Below are 20973 nucleotides of genomic sequence, written 5' to 3' on the forward strand. Positions count from 1 at the left end.
GCGTTCAGCCCGGTTGGATCGCGCCTTGGGGGGTGTTTTCCTCCCAGTAATACCAACCGATACCGACCGAACTTTCATTCGTTTCCGACGGCTTCTTCTCCTCGGATTCGAGGTACTGCTCCATCTCCACGATGTGCCGTTCGAGAATCGCTCTGACCTCGGCACGGATGATCTCGACGCGCTCCTTGGGAATCCGGAACGACCAGCGATCCTGCTGCAGCCAGGACGGCGCCCCTTCCGGCACGCGGCTGGTGTTGTGCACCACCGCCCGGCCGAGCCGGTTGATCGCCAGGCTTCCGGCCTCGATCGCCGTCTTCTCCGAATCCTTGACCGGCTTGTAGAACGGATCGATCAGGCGCACCCGGGTGTCGTTGTCGGTCAATTCGACATTGCCGCTCTCTAGCAGGCGGTCGAGCGCCGTTTGCGGCGTCACGGCCCGTCCGGCCGCCCGGCTTACCAAGCGCTGGAAAGTGCCCTGCGGCCCATGAACCAATAGCTCGGCGGCCGAGCCGTCCTCGTCGAGAAAGGCCTCGTCGTTGTTCCACATCTCCAGGATGTGCGCTTCCGAGCAAACGTCGGAGGGAACGTACTCGCGATCGGGATTCTCCTCGAACGCCTTGATGGCGCGGCCGTCCATGCCGCAAAGAAGCGCCAGCGCCGATCGAGTGACCTTGCGGTCGGGGTTCTGCGAATGCAGGTAGACCTTCGCCTCTTCGACGTAGATCTCGCGAACCAGGTTGACCAGTGCCGCGCAGGAAACGCGGCCGACGGCAAAACGAACGATCGGGCGAACCATGCGGGTCATCGCGTCGATCAGCCAGCTGATGTCCTGTCCGTGCTCTCCTTGTGCGAGTGCCTGGCCCATCTCAGATCTCCAGCAGTTGGGGTTTCTGGTAATGGAAGCCCTGGGCGTAGTCCACATCCAGACCGCGCAGGGCCGCCACCTGTTGTGACGTTTCCACCCCTTCGGCAATGACGCCGGCACCCAGACCACGCCCCAGGGTCTTGATGCTTTCCACGATCGCCCGCTGATTGCGGTCGACATGAACGCCGTTGGTGACGCCGGTATCGATCTTGAGCAGATCGACAATGCCGGCTGCACAAAGATCGAAGCAATTGACGCGGCTCCCGAAGTCGTCGAGCGCGATCAGCACGCCCGCTCGCCGCAGCGTCTGGGCGTTGGCAACCAGGCTGCTCTTCTCCCGGCTGCGGCCGAACTCGATCAGCTCCAGGCATATGGAGTGGCCGGCGCGCGCCGCCGCCCCCTGGTACCTGAGCACGGTGTCGACGAACAGCCGGCTGGTCAGGGACTCCGGGTGCGTGTTGATGCTGACGCGGGTTGGCTCGTTCTGCTCCAACAGCCAGGCGGCCACTCGTTTGAAGACCTCCAGGTCCGTGTGCAGCACCGGCCGTTCGAGATAGAGCCGATCGATGAAATCCCCGGGCGACCAGTGCCGGTGTATTCCGCGCGGCCGGATCAGCGCCTCGTACCAGGGCTGATCACCGCCGAATCGGTCTCCGGGGGCGCCCAGCGCGCGAATCTCGTGAACGGCGAACGTGCAGAAGTCCGTCGTGGCCTGGAGTGGCGCCGTGTGGGCGACTTGAGCATCCATCCCTTTTCCTCGTTTCTGGCGTTTGCCAAATCTGGTAATTGACAATAACGGCATTTGCCAGAAATTGCAATAAGCGACCCGAAAAAAATGCTCACAAGCGCTTGTGAGCAGTCGACGCCTTCCGCTACTGTTAGGCCAGCGCATCCGCTCCACCAACTCGATGACTGGGCAGGCATGCGGTATTCTTTCTTTATTTTCAGGGAGTTGACCATGCTCAATGCGCGTCTGGCCGCCCTGATGTTCGCCCTGACACTAGTGGCGGGCTGCCAGCAGTCGAATCAGCAGGCCAGTGGTGCGGAGAAGGTCTACCGGCATGCCATCGACGGGGCGCCCGCCACCCTCGACCCAGCGCATGCGGGCGATGTCTACGCGGCCACCCTGGTCAAGAACCTGTTCGACACGCTCTACCGCTACAAGTATCTGGAGCGGCCCTACGCGCTCACGCCCAACCTGGCCGCGGGCTTTCCCGAAGTTTCCGAGGACGGCCGCGTGTACGAAATCCGTCTGCGAGACGACGCGCGATTCGCCGATGACCCCGCCTTCGAAGGCGGCCAGGGTCGTGCCGTGACGGCGCAGGACGTGGTCTATTCGCTCAAGCGGCATTTCATGGCTGAAACGCGATCGCGGGGGGCATGGCTGTGGCGCGACCGCATCGTGGGCCTGGACGAAGACGTCACGCTCGACAGCGCCGACCAGGCGGTAGAGGGGCTCCAGGCGGTAGACGAGTCCACGCTGAGGATCCGGTTGAACGAGCCTTACCCCCAGTTCACGCACACGCTGGCCACCGCACTTTCGGCGATTGTCCCGCGCGAAGCCGTCGAGCACTACGGATCGCGCTTTGGCGCCCGGCCGGTGGGCTCGGGTCCGTTCGTGCTGACGCAGTTCGACGAAGCCCGGGCCGTGCTCGAACCCAACCCGCATTTCGATCGCGGCCCGATCGACCTGCACGCGGAAGGCTTTGACGCGGAGCAACACGCGCGCTTCGGGCTCGAGCCGATCGACGGGCAGCCCTACCCGCTGCTGGATCGCCTGGAAGTCCACTTCATCACCGAACCGACGGCGCGCTGGAGCAGCTTCGAGTCAAGCCGCGGCGTCGACGTCGTGATGGTTCCGCCGGAAATGGCCGAGCGCGTCCTCGAGGCGCGCCAACCCCTGTCCCTGAAGCCCGGCATCCGGGAGCGCTACCACAGCCAGGCCGGACTCGAAGCCGGGTTCGTGTTCCTGGGCTTCGACCTGTCCAACCCGGCCATCGGCTACAACGACGATCCGCAGCGCCAGCAGCGCAACCGGGCCCTGCGTTGCGCCATGCGCGACGCCTTCGACTGGACGGCCCGAAACCGCGCCTTCTACCACGGGCTCGGCCGCGTCTTTCCCGGCGTCGTGCCGCCGATGCTGGATGCATACGACGCCGCCGGCGACATGAGCTCCATCGCCCACCGCCCGGAGCGTGCACGCGAACGCCTCGAGGCGGCCGGCTGGCGGCCCGAGTCGCTGCCGCACCTGTCCTACGGGCTCGAAGCCAGTGTCCAGCAGCGCCAGATGTTCGAGCAGTTTCGCGCCTGGATGCAGGCCATCGGCTTTCCGCCGGGTCACTTCGAACCGCGCACCTTCGCCAGCTTCGGCGAATACTCGCGCGCCATCGGTCAGCGGGACCTCGATATCTTCCTGATGGGCTGGACACTCGCCTACCCCGACGCCCAGTACGCCCTTCAACTCTTCTATGGCCCCAACGCCGCACCCGGCGCAAACGGCACCAACTACGCCAATGACGAGTTCGACCGCCTGTTCGAACGCGCCTCACGCATGTCGTCCGGGCCGGAGCGAAGGGAGCTTTATCGACGGCTCAACCGCATGGTGATCGACGATTGCGTCGTCATCGGCTCCCTCGCGCGCACCCGGCTGCACCTGTGGAAAAGACACGTGCGCATGCTTCCCGACCGCGAAATGGTCGGCGGCTTCTTCCTGCGCTTCGTCGATGTCACCGGCAAGCGGCCGTGAAAGGGGATGAATCGCCGGGCCGGTATGCCATGCAGCGCATACTCGGCATCCTGCCCCTGCTGCTGGGCGTGACGCTCCTGAGTTTTACGCTGACGGTCCACTTCGGGCCGGATCCCGCCTGGGAGCAACTCGGACGCAACCCCACCCCCGCCCAGATCGAGCAAGTGCGCACGGAACTCGGCCAGGACCGCATGTTCCTGCTGCGCTACGGCGACTACCTGGCCCGCATCGCGCGCCTGGAGTTCGGCTCGAGCTACGCCAGCGGTGAGCCGGTCGGCGAACTGCTGGCACGAACCGCGCCGGTGACGCTCGCCCTGCTGACGCCCGGGTTCATTCTGGGCATCGCAGTGGCGCTGATGCTCGCGCTGGCGGCGGCCTGGCGACCGGGAAGCCGGCTTGATCGCTTCTGCGATATCGCGTCGGCCGGCAGCATGAGCCTTTCGCTGGTCATCATCTTCATCGGCCTGCAGGCCGTGTTCGGCGTCTGGCTTGACTGGTTCCCGGTGCGCGGCTGGCGAGCCGACAGCACGGGAGCCTACCTGCAGCACGTGAGCGTGCCGACCCTTGCCCTGATCGCGGCAAACCTGGGCTACAACCTGCGCTTCTTTCGCACCATCTTCCGCGACGTGCTCACCGATGCCCCGGTGCGCACGGCCCGGGCCTACGGCATGCCGGCCCGACGGATCATCACCGGCTATGTGCTTCGGGCCGCGGCCCCGCCGATTCTCACCCGCGTGCTGGTGGCCATCCCGCTGATCCTGATTTCGGGCAGCCTGATCATCGAGTCCCATTTCGGCATTCCCGGCATGGGCCGGGCCACCTGGAACGCCATACTCACCGGCGACCAGCCGGTGCTGATGGCCGTCGTCAGCCTCTCGTCGATCCTGTTCGTGCTGGCCCTCGCCGCCACGGATGCGTCGACCGCATGGTTCGACCCCAGGTCGCGCGACGCATGAGCCGGCCCTGGCCCAAATCAGGTCCCGGCGAACGCCTGGCGCTCCTTGTGGTGCTTGCCTACCTGGCGGGCGCCGTCGGCGTCTGGACCGGGCTATGGGGCGGCGACTGGGCAGCCATCAGCGGCGCGCTGCGGGAGCCGCCTTCCGCGCAGCACTGGCTGGGCACCAATCGACTCGGCCAAGATGTCTTCGAGCGCCTGCTGGCGGGCACGGCCACCGCCTTCGAAGTCGGCATCCTGGTCGCCCTGGCGTCGGTTCTCATCGGCGCGCTGATCGGTGGCCTGGCCGGTTACTTCGCGCACCGCCGCATCGACGCGGTGGCGACCTGGCTGATCGGCACCATCGACGCCGTCCCCTTCTATCTCTTCGTGGCCGCCGTCTCCTTCGCCCTGCAGGGCTGGTCGGGCGCCATGCACCTGGCGATGATCACGAGCTTCTGGACGCTAACCGCAAGACTGGTGCGCACCGAGACCATCCGCCTGAGAAAGCGCGAGTTCGTCACGGCCGCCCGCGTCAGCGGCCTGAACGCGCGGCAAATCATCCTGCGCCACATCCTGCCCAACACCGCCCCGGTCCTGCTGGTACAGACTTCCCTGGTTTTTGTCGCCGCCATCAAGGCCGAGGTGGTGCTCAGCTTTCTCGGTATCGGCCTGCAGGACTCCATCAGTTGGGGCATCATGATCGCCGAAGCCGGTCAGGAAATCCTGGCCGGCCACTACATGAACTTCATTGCCGCATCGCTGGCGCTGTTCGCGCTCGTGCTGTCGATCAATCAGCTGACCGACCGGCTGCAGGAAAGACTCGACCCGCGAGCCCGCCGCACCGCGACCCGGCGCAGCCTGCACACCGCCACCCAGCCAAGGGGATTATCATGACCGCCTCACAAGATCTGTACAGGGGGCTGGACAAACGCGTGACCATCTTGACCGGTCGAATCCATGGGCTGCTGCTGGTGCTAGCGCTGCTGACCGCCTGCAGCGGCAACCTGCGCGAAGTGCTCGGCGAACCGCCCCAGGTTTCGCTCAGCGGGCTCGAGCGGCAGGCCGACAGCGTGACCCTCGAGCTATCGGTTCGCAACGTCAACGACGAAGCCCTGCGGCTGAGCGGCGCTTCGGTCGACCTGGTGCTCGACGGCCAGCCGCTCGCCGCGGGCAGCCGGGAACTGACGCTGAGAATTTCCGCGCGCGGTCGTGAAACCCTGCGTTTTTCCCTGCCGGCCGAACCGGACGGCCTCGAGGCCCTGCAGCGTCTCGCCAAAGGAGGCGCAAACCGCCTGCCCTGGACGCTGCAGGCGCGACTGACAACGGAAGGCGGCCGCGATCGAGTCACCGAGGCCGAGGGGTGGCTGCACCCGGTGCCGGGGCAGCCCGACCGCTTCCGCTGAATGCGTGTCGGTCTGCACGCGGCCGCGCTGGCGGCGCTCGCACTGACGGCCTGCGAACACCAGCCTGAACTCGTCCACCATCGTATTGCCGCGTTCGGCAGCGAAGTCAACGTGACCCTGCGCGCCGGACAACAAGCCGACGCGGCCGTCGCCGCCGTCGATCGCGAGCTCCAGGCCATGCATCGTCGCTGGCACGCCTGGGAGGCGGGCCGGCTGACCGAGATCAACCAGGCACTGGCCGCGGGACGGCGCATCGAGCTGAACCCCGAGGCCGTGGCGATCATCGAGCGCGCGCGGGCGCTGGAACATGCCAGCGGGGGCTTGTTCAACCCCGCCATCGGCCGCTTGCTCGCCCTGTGGGGTTTCCATGCCAGCGAGTTACCGGTCGGCCCACCACCGCCGGCCACCGCCATCAATGCGCTGCTGGCGCAATCGCCGGGCATGCGCGACCTGGAGATCCGGGACGGCACGCTGGCGAGCCGCAACCGGGCGGTACAACTCGACTTTGGCGCCTACATCAAGGGTGTCGCGGTCGAGCGCGCCCTGGCCATCCTGGCCCGGGCCGGCATCGAGCACGCCATCGTCAACGCCGGCGGCGATCTCGGGGTGATCGGTCGCCGCGGCAATCGACCATGGCGGGCCGCCGTCGAGCACCCCGACGGTGAAGGCGGTCGCTATCTCGCCGACCTCACGGTCGAGGACGGGGAATTCGTCTTTACCTCGGGCAACTACCGGCGTTACCGGCAGGGCGAGGGCATCCGCTACGGTCACATCATCGACCCGCGCACCGGCTACCCGGCCGACGGCGTACGCTCGATCACGGTCATCGCCAGGGATGGCGCAATCGCCGATGCGGCCGCCACTGCCCTGGCGGTCGCCGATGCCGGCGAGTGGCGGGCGATCGCCGCCAGCATGGGCGTCGACGCGGTGATGCGGGTGGATGCCAACGGCCACATCGTCGTCACACGCGGCATGGCCGAGCGGGTCCGATGGCACCAACAACCCGACCATCTGCGGGTCGTCTCACTCGAGAACACGGCCCCCGCAGAAGCGCTCCAGTAGCTCGGCCAGCGGCATCGGCCGTCCGAAGTAGAACCCCTGGAGCATGTCGCAGCCGAGAGCCGCCAGCAGGTCCGCCTGCTCGGCCGTTTCCACGCCCTCGGCCACGACCTCGAGCTGCAGGGCCTGGGCCATCTTCACCAGGGCTTCGACCAGGGCATGCTTCTGCGGACTTTCGGTCATGTCCTGCACGAACACCCGGTCGATCTTGATCTGGCCGACGGGAAACTTCTTCAGGTAGGTCACCGAGGAATAGCCCTGACCGAAGTCATCGATCGCCAGGCGAATCCCCTCCGCATTGAGCCTTCGCAACAAGCGGTGCTGGCGCTCCTTGTCGGGCATGAGCACCGACTCGGTGATCTCGAAGGTGAGCCGCTCGCGCGGCATCCGGCTTGCGTCGATGATCTCGAGCCAGCGCATGACGGTGCGTCGATCGTTGAACTCGCGCGATGAACGATTGAGCGCCAGGCCGATATCCAGGCCGGCGCGCAACATGGCCTCGTAGTCGCGGCACACCCGACGCAGTACCAGGCCGCCCAGTTCACGGATCATGCCCGTTCGCTCGGCAACCGGAATGAACTGCGCCGGCCCCAGCAGGCCGCGCCGGGGATGCTGCCAGCGCAGCAACGCCTCGGCACCGACCAGTCGCCGACCGCGCGCGTCCATGATCGGCTGGTAGTAGACGAGAAACTGGTTCTGCGACAGGCCGCGCTTGATCTCGTTGTGCAGGTTCAGGTGGGACTCGGCCTGCTGGCGCAGCGACTCGTTGAAGAAATGACTCGTGCCGCGACCGGCGGCTTTTGCCGCATACATCGCCAGATCGGCGTGCTTAAGCAGGTCACCGACCGAATGCCCGTCCTCGGGATAGACCGCGATGCCGATGGATCCGTCGATGGTCACGTCGTGACCCTTGATCGACAACACCGGGTGCAGCGCCTCGAGCAGCTTGTTGGCGACCAGTTCCGCATCAATCGGGTCAGCCAGCTGATGCAGCAGCACCACGAACTCGTCACCGCCAAAGCGACCGACAAGATCCTGACCACGCAACACGGTGCCGAGCCGCCCGGCGATGGCCTGGAGCAGCTCATCGCCCGCCTCGTGACCGAGCGAGTCGTTGATTTCCTTGAAATGATCGAGATCGATGAACAACAACCCGAACCGACCGTGTTCGCGCCGGCCCCGATGAATGGCCTCGCCCAGCTGGTGGACAAAATACTCCCGGTTGGGGAGATCGGTGAGGCTGTCGAAGCGCGCCTGGTAGCTGATCGTCGACAGCGCGCCCTGCAAGCGGCGGCGGCTGACCATCAGGCCGAAGATCAGGACCGCGAGCGCGAGGTTGACGGACGAACCGGCCAGCCATTGCCAGCGGTAAGACATCAACGGCGCCTCCCAACTGCCACCGGGAGGCGCGGCCGCCAGCTCCCAGCCGCCAATCGGCAGGTCGACGGCGACGGTCACCGGATCCAGGTCCCACCAGCCGGGTTCACCGAGAATGACCTTGCCTTCCTCCTCGGCCCCACGACCGCCGCGCAGGCCCACGTTCCAGTTCTGTGGGGCCGTCAAACCGGCATCCCTGAACAGGCGCTCATGATCGATAACCACCGAGATGACGCCCCACAGCTCGCCACCGTCCCGCTCGTAGACGGGCAGGCGCCCGATCAGCGCCCGGCCGCCCTGGACGAGATCCACCGGTCCGTCGATGACGATGTCGCCGGCATCGATGGCGGCCTGGATCGACCCGAACTGCTCCGGGCTTTCGCGGTAATCGAGGCCGAGGGCCGCTTCGTTGCCTTCGCGCGGGTAGATGTAGCGAATGACCAGGTCCGGTGCTGCGGCGATGTGGCGGGTGTGGAGGTCGGCGGTCAGCAGCTCCGAAACCAGCCGCTCGAAGCGATCCGGATCCAGTTCGGGCGTAAGCGCGATCTCGGCCCGCAGGGTACGCATGCTGATCAGGTTTGCGTTGAGGTGCCCCTCGACGCGGGCCCGGTAGGTCGACAGCTCCTGCAGGGCGACGAAACGCTGCAGATCGGCATCGCGTTGCTGCTCACCCTGGACGAACCGGGTCAACAGGAGCTGACCGCAGAGGAAGACGGCCAGCGCGGCGAGCACGCTCAGGCCGACGCGCACGCCCGCCTCCCTGGAGGGTGAGATATCTTGGAAGTCATTTCGAGCGGGTCCCCGACTCGGCTCCATCCCCTTTAAAGAGCCAGAGTAAAGGCAGGCGTTTCGTTCGGCAAGTCCGCATCCGGGCCGCGCGTGCCACGACCAACCACTGGTGTAAACTGAAGCTTTGAGGGAGATCAACTACGATGACCATCGCATTCTGGTGTGTACTGGTCGCCGGCGTGATGCCGATCGTCCTTGCGGGCGTGGCCAAGGCGGGCGACAAGTCCTTCAACAATCGCCGCCCGCGCGACTGGTACGAATCCGTCTCCGGCTACCGGAAACGCGCCTGGTGGGCCCAGCAGAACAGCCACGAGGCGTTTCCGCTGTTTGCGGCCGCGGCCCTCGTGGCCCATTTCGCCGGCGCCGCGCAGCCACTCGTGGACGCGTTGGCCATCGCTTTCATCGCCTTTCGCATCGCCTACGGCATCTGCTACCTGGCCGACATTCACCTGGCCCGCTCCCTGATGTGGCTGGGCGGATTCTTCTGCTGCGTCTGGCTGTTCGTCGCCGGTGTTTGATGCGACCGAACCCGAAGACGTTGACGCTGCGCGGGCCGCGCTTTAGTGTACTCCGTCACTCACCTTGTAACTTATAGAGCGCGGTACACTAAGCTATGCGCCTGACCCGCTCGCTGTCCAAGAACATGCAGGGAATCGACCCATGAGCCTCAAAATCACACTCGACTTTTCCGAAAAGGATCTCGAACGCTTTCGCGACATGGCCCGCAAGGCCATGGACAACACGCGCGAGCAAAAACCCGAACAGATCATCAGCAGCGCACGCAAGTTGATCGAGGAAGCCTCCGAGCGAGGCAAGAGCAGTGAGTTCGTCCGCAGCCGCCTCGATATGCTCGGCCTGCTCATCGATATGCTCGAAGACGAAGGCTGGGGCATGCAGGAAGTCGGCCGCCAGAGGGTGCTGGCCGCCCTGGCCTACTTCAACGACCCGCAGGATCTGATCCCGGACCACATTCCCGGCCTGGGATTCCTCGACGACGCCATCATGATCGAACTGATGGCGCGCGAACTCAAGCCGGAGGTCGAGGCCTACCGGGACTTCGTCAACTACCGCGAAGCCGAAGCCAATCGACGCGGCATGAAGCCCGAGGAACTCAATCGGGGGGACTACCTCAAGTCCCGCGAGCAGGAGCTTCTCTCGCGCATGCGCCGGCGGCGGCGCCGCGGCGGTGGCGGTAGCGGCGGCTCGGGCAAGTCGCCCTTCTCACTGTTCTGATCCTGCCGCACGGAGCATCTCGAGGTGCGGAATGCCGTCCTCGAGGTACGGCTCGCTGACGACCCTGAATCCGAGTTCGGTGTAGAAACGCTCGAGATACTGTTGCGCGGAAATCCGCAACGCCATGCCGGGGAAATGCGCCTCGGCGGTCTCGATGCCGCGATGCATCAGTTCCCGCCCCAGGCCGCTGCCGCGCGCCGACTGCGTCGTCAGCACGCGGCCGATGGACGGCTCGGCAAATCGCCCGCCCGGCGGCAGTACTCGGGCGTAAGCCAGCACATCATGGCCGGACCAGGCCGCGACATGCAGGCCGCAACCATCGAGCCCGTCGAGATCCTGGTAGGGACAGTCCTGCTCGACCACGAACACGGCCACCCTGGCAGCCAGGATGGCGTAAAGTCGATCGAGTGACAGCTCGTCGAAGCGCTCCACGCGCCATTTTATTGCCTGGGTCATCGCCGGAACGGTTACCGTCATGAATGAAAGTGTGCATCATATCCGGCTGCTGGCCGGACTGGAAATCGAGCCGGGAACGAATCCCGAGCGGGTGCTCGACCGACACCGGGCCGAGCGCCTGGCCGGCCACCTCGCCGAGGACCTCCAACGCACGGTCGCCTCGGTCGAGCGCGGCATGCTGGTGGTGGGCGCGGCCCTGTTCGAGCCGTTCGAATTGATGCGCCCCGGCTTTCCGGCCTGGGAGGCATTGGAAGAGCTGGCCCAGGCCACCCTGCGCGAGCGCGGTTTCGAGCCGCGCATCGTGGCGATCGGCGCCCACCGGGGCCGGATGCCGCACGAGGCACTTCAGCCGCCCGCACAAGCGCCGCAGGGCCTGTTTCTGGCGCTTCCGATGACGCTGACCTGCCCGGCCGAAGACGCCGAAGCGCTTCGCGACGCGCTCGAGGACGAACTGTTCGAACGCGGCAGCATCGATCCGCCGGCGCGCGCCCTGCTCGGCGAGTCCGCCGGCATCGACTCCGTGCACGGCCAGCTGCTGACCCTGGCCGACCTCATCGCCCTGCAGCATGTCCAGCTCGATGGTGCCGGACTGGGCGGTTTCTGGCCCGTGGTCGAACAGATACTGGTCGACGGCGAGCGCGATCACGACCACGAGTCGCTGCCCGGGGGTCTGCGAGCCTACTGGAAGGCCGGCTCGGGCGTGCAGATCCCCTTTGCCAGCCTCGACCAGTTCGACGGCGAAACCGACGATTACGCCCTTTGGTTGCGCGCCTTTCGCACGCTCACCACCATGCTCGACAGTCACGCCGTCGACTGGCACGCCCTGCCGGCGGACCCGGTCGTGTTCGACCCCGACACCCGCAGCATGATCGAATCCGTCGGCGCGACCGAGCACGCCGACGGCGTAACGGTGCAGCACCATCCCGAAACCGGCCTGGTCGCCTGGACCGTCGTCGAGGACGGCCGCATGATGCACATTTACCCCCTGCGGCCGGAGTCGGCCGACCGCGTCATGCGCGAACTCGCCGCCCGTGGCCTGCCGCGCTTCGACGCCGACCAGCAGCTTCACACCAACCCGGAGACCGGCCGCCTGCGGCCGGCCGAAAAATGAAGAAAACAGACTACGACGACAACCCGCTGGCCTACGTGGCCGAATCGCCGATTCACGGCCACGGAGTCTTTGCCCGACGGCGCATCGAGCCGGACGCCTATATCGGCACCTACGAGGGCCCCGCCAGCGAAGAGGACGGCATGCACGTGCTATGGCTGTGGAACGAGGACACCGGGCAATGGGAAGGCATCGACGGCACCAACGAGATGCGTTTTCTCAACCACGCCCCCGAGCCCAATGCCGACTGGTGGGGTGACGAGCTCTATGCCCTGCGCAGGATCGAGCCCGACGAGGAGATCACCTTCGACTACGGCTGGGACGAGGAAGAATGAGCATGTCCGGCCGCATGCGCCGGATTGTCATCGCGCGTCCCGGCGGCTTCGATGCACTCGAGCTGATCGAGGAAGCCATACCCCGGCCGGGCCCGAACGAGATCGTCATCGCCTGCCGCGCCTGCGGCGTCAACTATGCCGACAGCATTATCCGGATGGGGCTCTACGCTTCGGCCAAGAAGCTCCACGGCTACCCCATCACGCCGGGCTTCGAGGCGGCCGGCACGATCGCCGCTGTCGGCGACGGCGTCGAAGGCTGGCGCAGCGGTGACGAAGTGATCGGACTGAGCCTTTTCAACGCTTACGCCAGCCACCTCAGGCTGCCGGCCGAAGGCGTGTTCGCCAAGCCGCTCGGCCTGAACTTCGAGCAGGCGGCCACCCTGCCGACCGTTTTCCTGACGGCCTGGTGGATGGTGCACCGCCAGGTTCATCCGCGGGCGGGGGAAACCTGGCTGGTGCATTCGGCCGCCGGCGGCGTCGGCTCGGCCCTGCTGCAGCTGGCTCGACTGGCCGGCGTGCGCGCGGTCGGCGTTGTCGGCGCCACCCACAAGGTCGACCACGCCCGCGCCATGGGCGCCGATGCCGTCATCGACAAGTCGAGCCAAAAGCTCTGGCAGCGGGCCCAAGCGCTCGCCCCGGCAGGCTATGACGCCATCTTCGATGCCAACGGCGTCGCCACGCTCGGACCGAGCTACAAACACCTGGCGCCGACGGGACGGCTGGTGATCTACGGCTTTGCCTCGATGCTGCCGCAAAACGGCCGCCTCAACTGGCTCAAGCTCGCGCGCGACTGGCTGCGCACGCCGCGCTTCAACCCGATGGACATGACCCAGAGCAACCGCAGCGTATTGGCGGCCAACCTGAGTTTCCTGCAGTCGCACGCGCCGTCCATGCGCGAAGGCATGGAGTGGCTGCTCGAGCGCTTTGCCGACGGCCGCCTCGACCCCCTGCCGGTCGAGTCTTATACGCTCTCTCGAGCCGCAGAGGCCCAGCGGCGGATCGAATCCGGTCAGACGCTCGGCAAGCTCGCTCTGATTCCCTGACGGCTTATGCTGTTCTTCTCGAAGGCAGGACAGGTCAGGAGTCCGGCTCGTCGACGCCGTCGTCGGATGCGGCGGCACGCGTGGCCTGCCAGGTCACCGCCCGCCAGCCCGGCTCGCGCTTGCGAAACACCCCGGTATTGAGATACTCGCCGATGACCTCGCCGTCCTGGCGGGCCATGAGACGAAACGTGACCACCGCGGTATCGCCGAAGACGCGGATGGTGATGTCCCGGGCCGAGTACTCGGGCGGCGCCGACGCATCCGCCTCCCCGGCATCATCCGACGCCGACAGCGAAGCCATGATCTCGTCCTTGCCGAAACGCCGGCCATCGGAGCCGGTATAGATCAGGTCATCGGCCCAGAAGCGCTCGTGCACGGCCGCGTCGTTGACCGAAGCCCCGTCGAGAAACCGCTCCAGCAGACGAGCCAGCTCCGCCTGATCCGCGGTCGAGGCGAACGTCCACGGCGACAGGCAAAGGCCGACAACAAGGCAGGTGATGGCAATCGGTCGTGTCATGGCGGCGGGCCCTCCTGTCGGTCAATCCCTGAAGTTCTTGAACTGTAGCGGCAGGCCGAGTTCCGCCTCGCGCAGCAGCGCCATGACGGCCTGCAGCTCGTCGCGCTTCTTGCCGGTAACGCGCACCTGCTCGCCCTGAATGCTGGCCTGGACCTTGAGCTTGGACTGCTTGACGAGCTTGACCATCTTCTTGGCCGTGTCGGCGTCGATGCCCACGCGAATGGTTACGTTGCGCGTCGCGGTCTTCGCCATGATCTCGGGCTCGTCGGCCTCCACGCCCTCGAGGTCGATGCCGCGCTTGGACAGCTTCGAATAGAGCACATCGAGCATCTGCTCGAGCTGGAACTCCGACTCCGTCCTGAGCGCGATCCGGTGGTCATCGAGTTCGAAGCTGGAATCGGTACCCTTGAAGTCGAAGCGGGTCGCGACCTCGCGGTTGGCCTGGTCGACGGCATTGGCCACTTCGTGCTGGTCGACTTCGGACACGATATCGAACGACGGCATGCAGATTCTCCGGGTAACGTGAAGCGCTCATCATACGATCAAATGACCTGCGGCTGAACGCCTCCGACCCGCCCCCACCTTGCCTTCGGATCACCACGAAGACGCAATGGCGCCGCCGACCGCGGCTATACTGCCGCTGAAAAGCGCATTCCATCTCCGACCACTCCAGAGGGCATTCGATGAAACTCCACTCCATTGCCATGGCGCTCTCGCTGGCCGCCGTTCTCGCCACGGTCGGCTGCGAGCGCCCCGGATCGGGCGAAACCGGGCGAGCGGACGAACCCTCGGCCTGGGACGTCGGCATCGCGGATCGCGCCCGGCTGATCGACCGGCTGCCCGAAAACACCATTGCCTACCTGCGCCTGCCCAGCCTGTGGGGGCTGGCCGGCGCACCCAAGTCCAGTGCCCTGGGTAAGGGGCTGGACACCCAGGCCAACCGCGACGCCATCAGCGCGCTGCAAGCCCGCCTGCCGGAGGTCCTGGCCGCCGACATGGGCCAGCTCGCGCCGGTGCTCACGCTGCTGCTGGAAACCCTGCGATCACCGCTCGAGATCGCGCTGGTCGGTGACGGCCCCCAACCGCTGGAAGCGGACCTGGTCATCGAGGGCCGGTTCGACTTCGAGACGGTCGCCGAACTCGATGCCGCGATGGCCGAGATCGCCGACCAGGCCGGCCTACTGAAGCTGATCGATACGGCCGAAGGCGATGGCCCCGGACAACTCCTGGCCACGATGTTTCCCATCTTCTACGACTTCGACCCCCGGACCCGGCGCGCTCGCTTTCTCACCGGGATGAACACCAGCGCCGAGGGACTGGCCGCCTCCCACGACTGGCAGGCGCCCGATCGCAGCCCGATGCGCGACTACGAGCAGCAGATCGATGCTTCCGGACTCGGTTTCTTCCAGTGGGCCGACATGACGCGGCTGGGCCCGATAATGCGCCAGGGCCTGGACGCCGAACAGCTGGCACAGTTCGAGGCGCTGGGCGTGTTCGCCACCCGCCAGCTGGCGATGGGCTACGGCAGCGCCGGCGGCAAGGCGCGCCTGGCCGTCATCGCCGAAGGTCAGGGTGGACAGGTCTGGGATCTTTCCCTGCCGGTTTCCGATGCGATCGACTTTCGCAGCTCGGGAACGCCCGACTTCGTGTTCGGCCTGACCGTGCCGGACAACGACTGGCTGGAGCAGGCCACCGCTTCGCTCGGCGAGGATGCCGGAACGGAGCTGGCCGAGGCCAGCGCCCGGCTCGAGGAAGAAATCGGCCTCGACCTGGAAAGCGTCATCGAGACCCTGGCCGGGCGCATGCTCCTGGTCGACGACGAAAACGGTACTTACCTGGTGCACGAGAGCGACGGCGAACGATGGACCAGGTTCTGGGACGCCCTCGCCCGCCACTTCGACATCGAGCAATCGAGCACGCGCATCGGCGGGGCACGGATCCATCACCTCGTCATTCCGGGCATCGACATCGCCGAGGAGATCGGCGACTTGCGCGAGAGCAACCCCGGCCTGGCGTTCATCATGGGCCGATCCATGCAGGTCGGCACGCACCTGTTCTGGATGCAGGAGGATGACCGCATCCTGATCGCCGCCGTTCCGCAGGTGCTGATGGCGCGCCTCGACCATCCCGGTGACGTCGTCGTCGGCGAGTGGCTGGCCAATTCCGGCGTGGATACCGAGCATGCCGGCGTGTTCGGCGCCCTGCGCCTCAACGACGCCCCGCGACGCAACTATTACTACTACATCAGCTCTCTTCTGGGCATCGCCGACATGCTCGAGGCCGACATCGACGTCTCCGCCTTCCCGACGGCCCGCGAACTCGACCTGCCCGAAACCGGCACGGTGGGATTCGCCGTGCACTACGCGCAGGGCCGGCTCGGCGCCACCCTGGCCTTCGAGAATCACCCCGGCGACCTGTTCTACGCCGGCGGCCTGAGCGCCGTGGCGGCGCTGGGCGTTGCCGCGGCCGTGGCCGTGCCCGCCTACCAGGACTACCGTGCCCGCGCCGAGCTGGCGACGGCCTACGCTTCGACCGCCGAATTCCGCGGCCTGGTCGCCCGCCACGTGTCCGAGCAGGGCCGACTGCCACCGAGCGCGGCGGCTGCGGATTGGGCGGCCGCCATCCCGCTGGGGCCCGGTGTCGTCAACGCCATCTGGCAGTCGGAGCCGCCCGGCCTGAGGCTGGTCCTCGCCGGTGGCTCGGGCCTGGCGGAAAACGCCAAGCTGATGATCAGCCCCCAGATCGAGGCGGAAATGCTCACTGGCTGGACCTGCAGCAGCGACACCGTCGAGGACAAGCACCTCCCCGCCAGCTGCCGGTGAGCACCGAAAGCGACTGGGTCTTTGGCTACGGCTCGCTGATCTACAAGGTGGATTTTCCCTACCTGGATCGCGAGCCGGCGCAGATCAACGGCTGGGTACGCCGCTTCTGGCAGGGCTCACACGACCACCGGGGCACGCCCGAGGCGCCGGGCCGGGTCGTGACCCTGGTTCCGGATGCGGCCCGCACCTGCCGCGGCATGGCCTACCGCGTCGAACACGACGTGTTCGAGCACCTCGACCATCGCGAGAAAAACGGCTACCAGCACCACCGCGTGACTATCGACCTGCTCCGTCGCGGCAAGTCGGTGGCGGGCATGCTCTACGTGGCGGGCCGCGACAATCCGGCCTTTCTCGGGCCGGACGAGCCGCAGGTTCTGGCCGAACACATCGTCGCCGCCCGCGGACCGAGCGGCCTGAACCGCGACTACCTGCTCAGGCTGGCTGAATCGCTGCGCGAACTCGGCGACGAGGACGAACACGTCTTCGATCTCGAACGGCGCGTCAGGGCCCTGCTCAACGATGCCGACTGACTGCCGGGAAGAAGTCGACCAGGCATTCTGATACGGTGATTGCAACGGTCGAATGACCGTACCGGATCACCCACCCCAAGGAGAATGCGCATGACCCTCCACCTCGAAATGGTACCCATCCTGTCACTGATCGCCGGCATCGCCATCCTGATCGTGCCCAAGCTGCTCAACCTGATCGTGGCGATCTATCTGATCGTGATCGGCATCGTGGGGATCTTCGGACTGTAGAAAACCCGATTGGATCGGGCCGGGCTTACCCGGTCCGGCTTTCCAGTTCTTCCCAGCGCCGATAGGCGGCGTCCAGCTCGGCCTGGACCGATTCGACCTCGGCATTGTGGCGGGTGATGGCCTCGGCATCCTGGCGATAGAAATCCGGCTCGTTCATCCGCTCCGAGAGCTCGGCGACGCGTGATTCGAGCGCCTCGACCTTCTCGGGCAGCTGCTCGAGTTCGCGCGCGAGCTTGTAGCTGAGCTTGGCCGGCTTCTTTTCGGGCTTGCCTCTCGGCGGCGGCGACTTGCCCTGCCCGGTGGCCGGCGCGGGCTCGGCATCGACGCGCCGCTGCCTGAGCCAGTCGTTGTAGCCGCCGACGTATTCCCCGACGCGGCCGTCGCCTTCCATCACGAAAGTCGCCGTGACCACGTTGTCCAGGAACTGGCGGTCGTGGCTAACCAGCAGGAGCGTGCCGCTGTACTCGGCCAGCAGTTCCTCGAGCAGATCGAGGGTCTCGGCGTCGAGGTCGTTGGTCGGTTCGTCCATGACCAGCAGGTTGGACGGCCGGGCGAACAGACGCGCCAGCAACAAGCGGTTGCGTTCGCCCCCGGAGAGCTTGCTGATCGGTGCGCGTGCCCGCTCGGGCGTGAACAGGAAATCCTGCAGGTAGCCGATGATGTGCTTGCGCTTGCCGTTGATCTCGACGAAATCGCGTCCGTCGGCCACGTTCTCGGCCGCCGACCAGTCGTCGCGCAGCACCGAGCGGTGCTGGTCGAAGTAGGCGACTTCCAGGTTGGTCCCCAGGGTCACCGTGCCCGCCTGGGGCTCGAGCTGGCCGAGCAGCAGCTGCAGCAGGGTCGACTTGCCGCTGCCGTTGGCCCCGATCAGGCCGATGCGATCGCCGCGAAAGACCGTGGTGGAGAAATCGCGCACCATGATTCGATCTTCCCAGGCGAAGCTGACGTCCTCCGCCTCGATCACCTTGCGCCCGGACTGGCCGGCGCTGGAGGCCTCCATCTGCACGCTGCCCTGGCGCTCGCGCCGCTGGGAGCGTTCCTCGCGCATCCGCTTGAGCGCGCGCACCCGACCTTCGTTGCGCGTGCGGCGCGCCTTGATGCCCTGGCGGATCCAGACTTCCTCTTCGGCCAGCTTCTTGTCGAAGCGCTGGTTCTCGAGTTCCTCGGCATGGGCGCGCTCGGCGACGCGGCGCAGGTAGTTCTGCCAGTCGCCCGGCCAGGAGGTGACCTGTCCGCGATCGATTTCGACGATGCGCGTGGCCAGGTTCTGCAGGAAGCGGCGATCATGGGTAACGAAGACCAGGCTGCCGGTAAACTCCTTGAGGAAGCCCTCGAGCCACTCGATCGACTCGATGTCGAGATGGTTGGTCGGCTCGTCGAGCAGCAGCACGTCGGGGCTCTGTACCAGGGCCTGGCCCAGCAGCACGCGGCGCTTCATGCCGCCGGAGAGCTCGGCAAAGCGGGCTTCGCCGTCGAGCCCGAGATGCTCGAGCACGCGCTCGACCTGCTGGTCGACGTCCCAGCCGCCGGTGGCATCGAGCTTTGCCTGCACGCGCGCGAAGGCATCGGGATCGAATTCAGCCTCGCTGAGGCGATGGAATTCCGCCAGCAACTCGCCGACATCGCCGAGGCCCTGCGCGATCTGATCGAAAACGCTGCCCTGGGCCTCGCCCGGCACCTCCTGCGGCAGCGTGGCGACGCGCACGCCGCTACCCCGGATGATTTCACCGTCGTCGGGCTCGATTTCGCCGGCGATCAGCTTGAGCAGCGTCGACTTGCCCGCCCCGTTGCGACCGACCAGCGCGACGCGCTCGCCGGCGTCGATATCGAGCTCGACCTGTTCGAGCAACAGCGGGCCGCCGATACTGAAATCGAGTTTGCGAATGGCAACCAGGGACATGGGCAAGGGCCTTGCGGACCGAAGGGGCGAAACGGACCGCCATTGTACGGAATCGACACCCGAATGCATGACTTATCGGCCATGCCACCGCGTTAGGGTTGCAGTAGACTTGCGGGTAGCCATGGCACGCCGTGGCCTGGCGTCGGTTCACGGAGGGAGAAATTGATGATCGAACAGTCCTGGTTCTGGCTGATCCTCGGGGCCCTGCTGGTCCTGTCCGAATTCTTTGCAACGGGTGTCGTCGCCCTGTTCTTCGGCATCGGCGCGATCCTGGTCGGCCTCCTGACGGCCATGGGCCTGCTCGGCAGCCTGCCCGAGCAGGTCATCGTCTTCGCCGTGCTGTCGGTCGGTTCACTGCTGTTCGCCCGCGAAAAGATCCGGGTCTGGTTCCGCGGCAGCGTCTCCGACCGCTGGGACGGCGATCGCGACCTGGTCGCCGCGCGCGGCGAACGCGTGACCGTGACCCGGAGCTTCTCCGAGGGCGTCGGCAAGGTGCGGCTCAGCGGCGCCGAATGGAAGGCCGAATGCGAAAACGGCGAACTCGGCGAGGGAGACACCGCCTGGGTCGTCGGTCATCGCGGCATCACCCTGCTGGTCTCGGCCGAGCGGCCCGACCACGCGCACGATCAGGCCGGCTGATCGTCATTTTTTAGAATTTTCACTACAGAGGGATCCATCGATGGACTTTGCAACCGTTCTTTCACTGATCGTGCTGGCGATCGTCATCATCGCGGTGGTCAAGACCGCCCAGATCGTGCCGCAGCGCTCGGCCTACGTGGTCGAACGTCTCGGGCGCTTCCACAGCGTGCTCGACGCCGGCTTCCACCTGATGATTCCGTTTGTCGACCGCGTCGCCTACAAGCACACGCTCAAGGAAGAAGCGATCGACGTGCCGCAACAGGCCTGCGTGACCAAGGACAACATCCAGATCCACGTCGACGGCGTGATCTACATGCAGGTCATGGACGCCCGTTCGGCCTCCTACGGAATCGAGGACTACCGCTACGCCGCCATCCAGTTGGCCCAGACCACCCTGCGCTCGGTGATCGGCAAGACCGACCTCGACAAGAGTTTCGAGGAACGCGTGATCATCAACGAGAAGGTGGTCGAGGCCCTGTCGGAGGCCGCCGAACCCTGGGGCATCAAGGTGCTGCGCTACGAGGTCGCCGACATCATCCTGCCCGAGACCATTCGCGACGCGCTGGAAAAGCAGATGCGCGCCGAACGCGAGCGCCGGGCAACCGTGGCCGAGTCGGAGGGTGCCCGACAAGCCAAGATCAACGTTTCCGAGGGCATGAAGCAGGAGACGATCAATGTCTCCGAAGGTGACATGCAAAAGCAGATCAACGAGGCCAAGGGCCATTCGGAAGAAATCCGCCTGCTTGCCGAGGCGACGGCCGCCGGCATCGAGCGCATCGCCAGCGCCATCAACCAGCCCGGCGGCAGCGAGGCCGTGAGCCTGCGCATCGCCGAGCAGTACGTGGGCGAGTTCGGCAAGCTGGCCAAGGAAACCAACACGCTCATTCTGCCGGCCGAATTGTCGGACATCGGCGGCGTCGTCGCGGGCCTGGCCCAGACGCTCAACAAGAGCGTCAAGTCACCCGCCGCCTGAGATCGGCGTCCTT

Annotated in this window: 22 protein-coding genes; 15 read left to right on the top strand and 7 right to left on the bottom strand. The window is 66.2% G+C overall.

The window, feature by feature from the left end; genetic code table 11:
- Positions 1-4: 4 nt before the first annotated feature.
- On the bottom strand, positions 5-865 hold the full coding sequence (locus tag ACDC67_RS09365; RefSeq protein WP_376692560.1) for a DUF6502 family protein: 861 nt from the start codon (positions 863-865) through the stop codon (positions 5-7).
- Position 866: 1 nt separating this feature from the next.
- The gene (locus ACDC67_RS09370; RefSeq protein WP_376692562.1) at positions 867-1613 is read right to left on the bottom strand and encodes an EAL domain-containing protein; all 747 of its coding nucleotides are present in this window, start codon (positions 1611-1613) and stop codon (positions 867-869) included.
- Positions 1614-1823: 210 nt separating this feature from the next.
- Between ACDC67_RS09370 and ACDC67_RS09375 the strand changes: the two genes are divergently transcribed.
- The 5 genes from ACDC67_RS09375 to ACDC67_RS09395 are packed head-to-tail and all read left to right on the top strand — an operon-like array spanning position 1824 to position 7013.
- Complete coding sequence (locus ACDC67_RS09375) at positions 1824-3611, top strand: ABC transporter substrate-binding protein (protein WP_376692564.1); 1788 nt, start codon at positions 1824-1826, stop codon at positions 3609-3611.
- Positions 3608-4567: an ABC transporter permease gene (locus ACDC67_RS09380; protein ID WP_376692566.1), complete on the top strand. Its 960-nt coding sequence runs from the start codon at positions 3608-3610 to the stop codon at positions 4565-4567. The genes ACDC67_RS09375 and ACDC67_RS09380 overlap by 4 nt, the downstream gene beginning before the upstream one ends.
- Positions 4537-5442 carry an ABC transporter permease gene (locus ACDC67_RS09385; protein WP_376692568.1) on the top strand — a complete coding sequence of 302 codons (906 nt, stop codon included), beginning with the start codon at positions 4537-4539 and terminating at the stop codon, positions 5440-5442. The genes ACDC67_RS09380 and ACDC67_RS09385 overlap by 31 nt, the downstream gene beginning before the upstream one ends.
- Entirely contained in the window at positions 5439-5951 is a 513-nt protein-coding gene (locus ACDC67_RS09390; protein WP_376692570.1) for an LEA type 2 family protein, read from the top strand. The genes ACDC67_RS09385 and ACDC67_RS09390 overlap by 4 nt, the downstream gene beginning before the upstream one ends.
- A complete protein-coding gene (locus ACDC67_RS09395) occupies positions 5952-7013 on the top strand; it encodes an FAD:protein FMN transferase (RefSeq protein WP_376692572.1) in 1062 nt (353 codons plus the stop codon). It abuts the gene before it with no gap.
- Here ACDC67_RS09395 and ACDC67_RS09400 read toward each other — a convergent pair.
- Entirely contained in the window at positions 6975-9137 is a 2163-nt protein-coding gene (locus tag ACDC67_RS09400) for a putative bifunctional diguanylate cyclase/phosphodiesterase (protein ID WP_376692573.1), read from the bottom strand. The two genes, ACDC67_RS09395 and ACDC67_RS09400, sit on opposite strands and share 39 nt — an antisense overlap.
- Positions 9138-9319: 182 nt before the next feature.
- On the opposite strand from ACDC67_RS09400, the gene ACDC67_RS09405 reads away from it, so the two are divergent.
- The gene (locus tag ACDC67_RS09405; RefSeq protein WP_376692575.1) at positions 9320-9694 is read left to right on the top strand and encodes an MAPEG family protein; all 375 of its coding nucleotides are present in this window, start codon (positions 9320-9322) and stop codon (positions 9692-9694) included.
- Positions 9695-9836: 142 nt separating this feature from the next.
- Positions 9837-10409: a YkvA family protein gene (locus tag ACDC67_RS09410; protein WP_376692577.1), complete on the top strand. Its 573-nt coding sequence runs from the start codon at positions 9837-9839 to the stop codon at positions 10407-10409.
- On the opposite strand, the gene ACDC67_RS09415 is transcribed toward ACDC67_RS09410, so the two are convergent.
- Positions 10398-10886, bottom strand: a complete 489-nt coding sequence (locus ACDC67_RS09415) for a GNAT family N-acetyltransferase (protein ID WP_376692578.1) — start codon at positions 10884-10886, stop codon at positions 10398-10400. The genes ACDC67_RS09410 and ACDC67_RS09415 overlap by 12 nt on opposite strands.
- Between ACDC67_RS09415 and ACDC67_RS09420 the strand changes: the two genes are divergently transcribed.
- The 3 genes from ACDC67_RS09420 to ACDC67_RS09430 are packed head-to-tail and all read left to right on the top strand — an operon-like array spanning position 10885 to position 13351.
- Positions 10885-11976 carry a hypothetical protein gene (locus ACDC67_RS09420; RefSeq protein WP_376692580.1) on the top strand — a complete coding sequence of 364 codons (1092 nt, stop codon included), beginning with the start codon at positions 10885-10887 and terminating at the stop codon, positions 11974-11976. The two genes, ACDC67_RS09415 and ACDC67_RS09420, sit on opposite strands and share 2 nt — an antisense overlap.
- Entirely contained in the window at positions 11973-12308 is a 336-nt protein-coding gene (locus ACDC67_RS09425) for an SET domain-containing protein (protein WP_376692582.1), read from the top strand. Before ACDC67_RS09420 ends, ACDC67_RS09425 begins: the two co-directional genes overlap by 4 nt.
- Positions 12305-13351 (top strand): zinc-binding dehydrogenase, encoded by a 1047-nt coding sequence (locus tag ACDC67_RS09430; RefSeq protein WP_376692584.1) that lies wholly within the window; start codon positions 12305-12307, stop codon positions 13349-13351. The genes ACDC67_RS09425 and ACDC67_RS09430 overlap by 4 nt, the downstream gene beginning before the upstream one ends.
- Positions 13352-13385: 34 nt before the next feature.
- Here ACDC67_RS09430 and ACDC67_RS09435 read toward each other — a convergent pair whose 3' ends face one another.
- A complete protein-coding gene (locus tag ACDC67_RS09435) occupies positions 13386-13868 on the bottom strand; it encodes a nuclear transport factor 2 family protein (protein WP_376692585.1) in 483 nt (160 codons plus the stop codon).
- 21 nt (positions 13869-13889) lie between these two features.
- Positions 13890-14372 carry a YajQ family cyclic di-GMP-binding protein gene (locus tag ACDC67_RS09440; protein WP_376692586.1) on the bottom strand — a complete coding sequence of 161 codons (483 nt, stop codon included), beginning with the start codon at positions 14370-14372 and terminating at the stop codon, positions 13890-13892.
- A 179-nt stretch (positions 14373-14551) separates the two neighbouring features.
- Here ACDC67_RS09440 and ACDC67_RS09445 point away from each other — a divergent pair, with 179 nt between their 5' ends.
- From ACDC67_RS09445 to ACDC67_RS09455, 3 genes are all read left to right on the top strand, one after another.
- The gene (locus tag ACDC67_RS09445) at positions 14552-16690 is read left to right on the top strand and encodes a pilin (protein WP_376692588.1); all 2139 of its coding nucleotides are present in this window, start codon (positions 14552-14554) and stop codon (positions 16688-16690) included.
- Complete coding sequence (locus ACDC67_RS09450) at positions 16687-17220, top strand: gamma-glutamylcyclotransferase (protein ID WP_376692590.1); 534 nt, start codon at positions 16687-16689, stop codon at positions 17218-17220. Before ACDC67_RS09445 ends, ACDC67_RS09450 begins: the two co-directional genes overlap by 4 nt.
- 90 nt (positions 17221-17310) lie before the next feature.
- Positions 17311-17448, top strand: coding sequence for a DUF3096 domain-containing protein (locus tag ACDC67_RS09455; protein ID WP_376692591.1), 138 nt, complete (start codon positions 17311-17313; stop codon positions 17446-17448).
- A 25-nt stretch (positions 17449-17473) separates the two neighbouring features.
- Here ACDC67_RS09455 and ACDC67_RS09460 read toward each other — a convergent pair whose 3' ends face one another.
- A complete protein-coding gene (locus tag ACDC67_RS09460; protein WP_376692593.1) occupies positions 17474-19348 on the bottom strand; it encodes an ATP-binding cassette domain-containing protein in 1875 nt (624 codons plus the stop codon).
- 165 nt (positions 19349-19513) lie between these two features.
- On the opposite strand from ACDC67_RS09460, the gene ACDC67_RS09465 reads away from it, so the two are divergent.
- Entirely contained in the window at positions 19514-19987 is a 474-nt protein-coding gene (locus ACDC67_RS09465; RefSeq protein WP_376692595.1) for an NfeD family protein, read from the top strand.
- Between the two features lie 40 nt (positions 19988-20027).
- Positions 20028-20960 (top strand): SPFH domain-containing protein, encoded by a 933-nt coding sequence (locus ACDC67_RS09470; RefSeq protein ID WP_376692596.1) that lies wholly within the window; start codon positions 20028-20030, stop codon positions 20958-20960.
- Positions 20961-20973 lie beyond the last annotated feature (13 nt).

It is taken from the genome of Wenzhouxiangella indolica (assembly GCF_042310355.1).
Taxonomy (GTDB): domain Bacteria; phylum Pseudomonadota; class Gammaproteobacteria; order Xanthomonadales; family Wenzhouxiangellaceae; genus Wenzhouxiangella.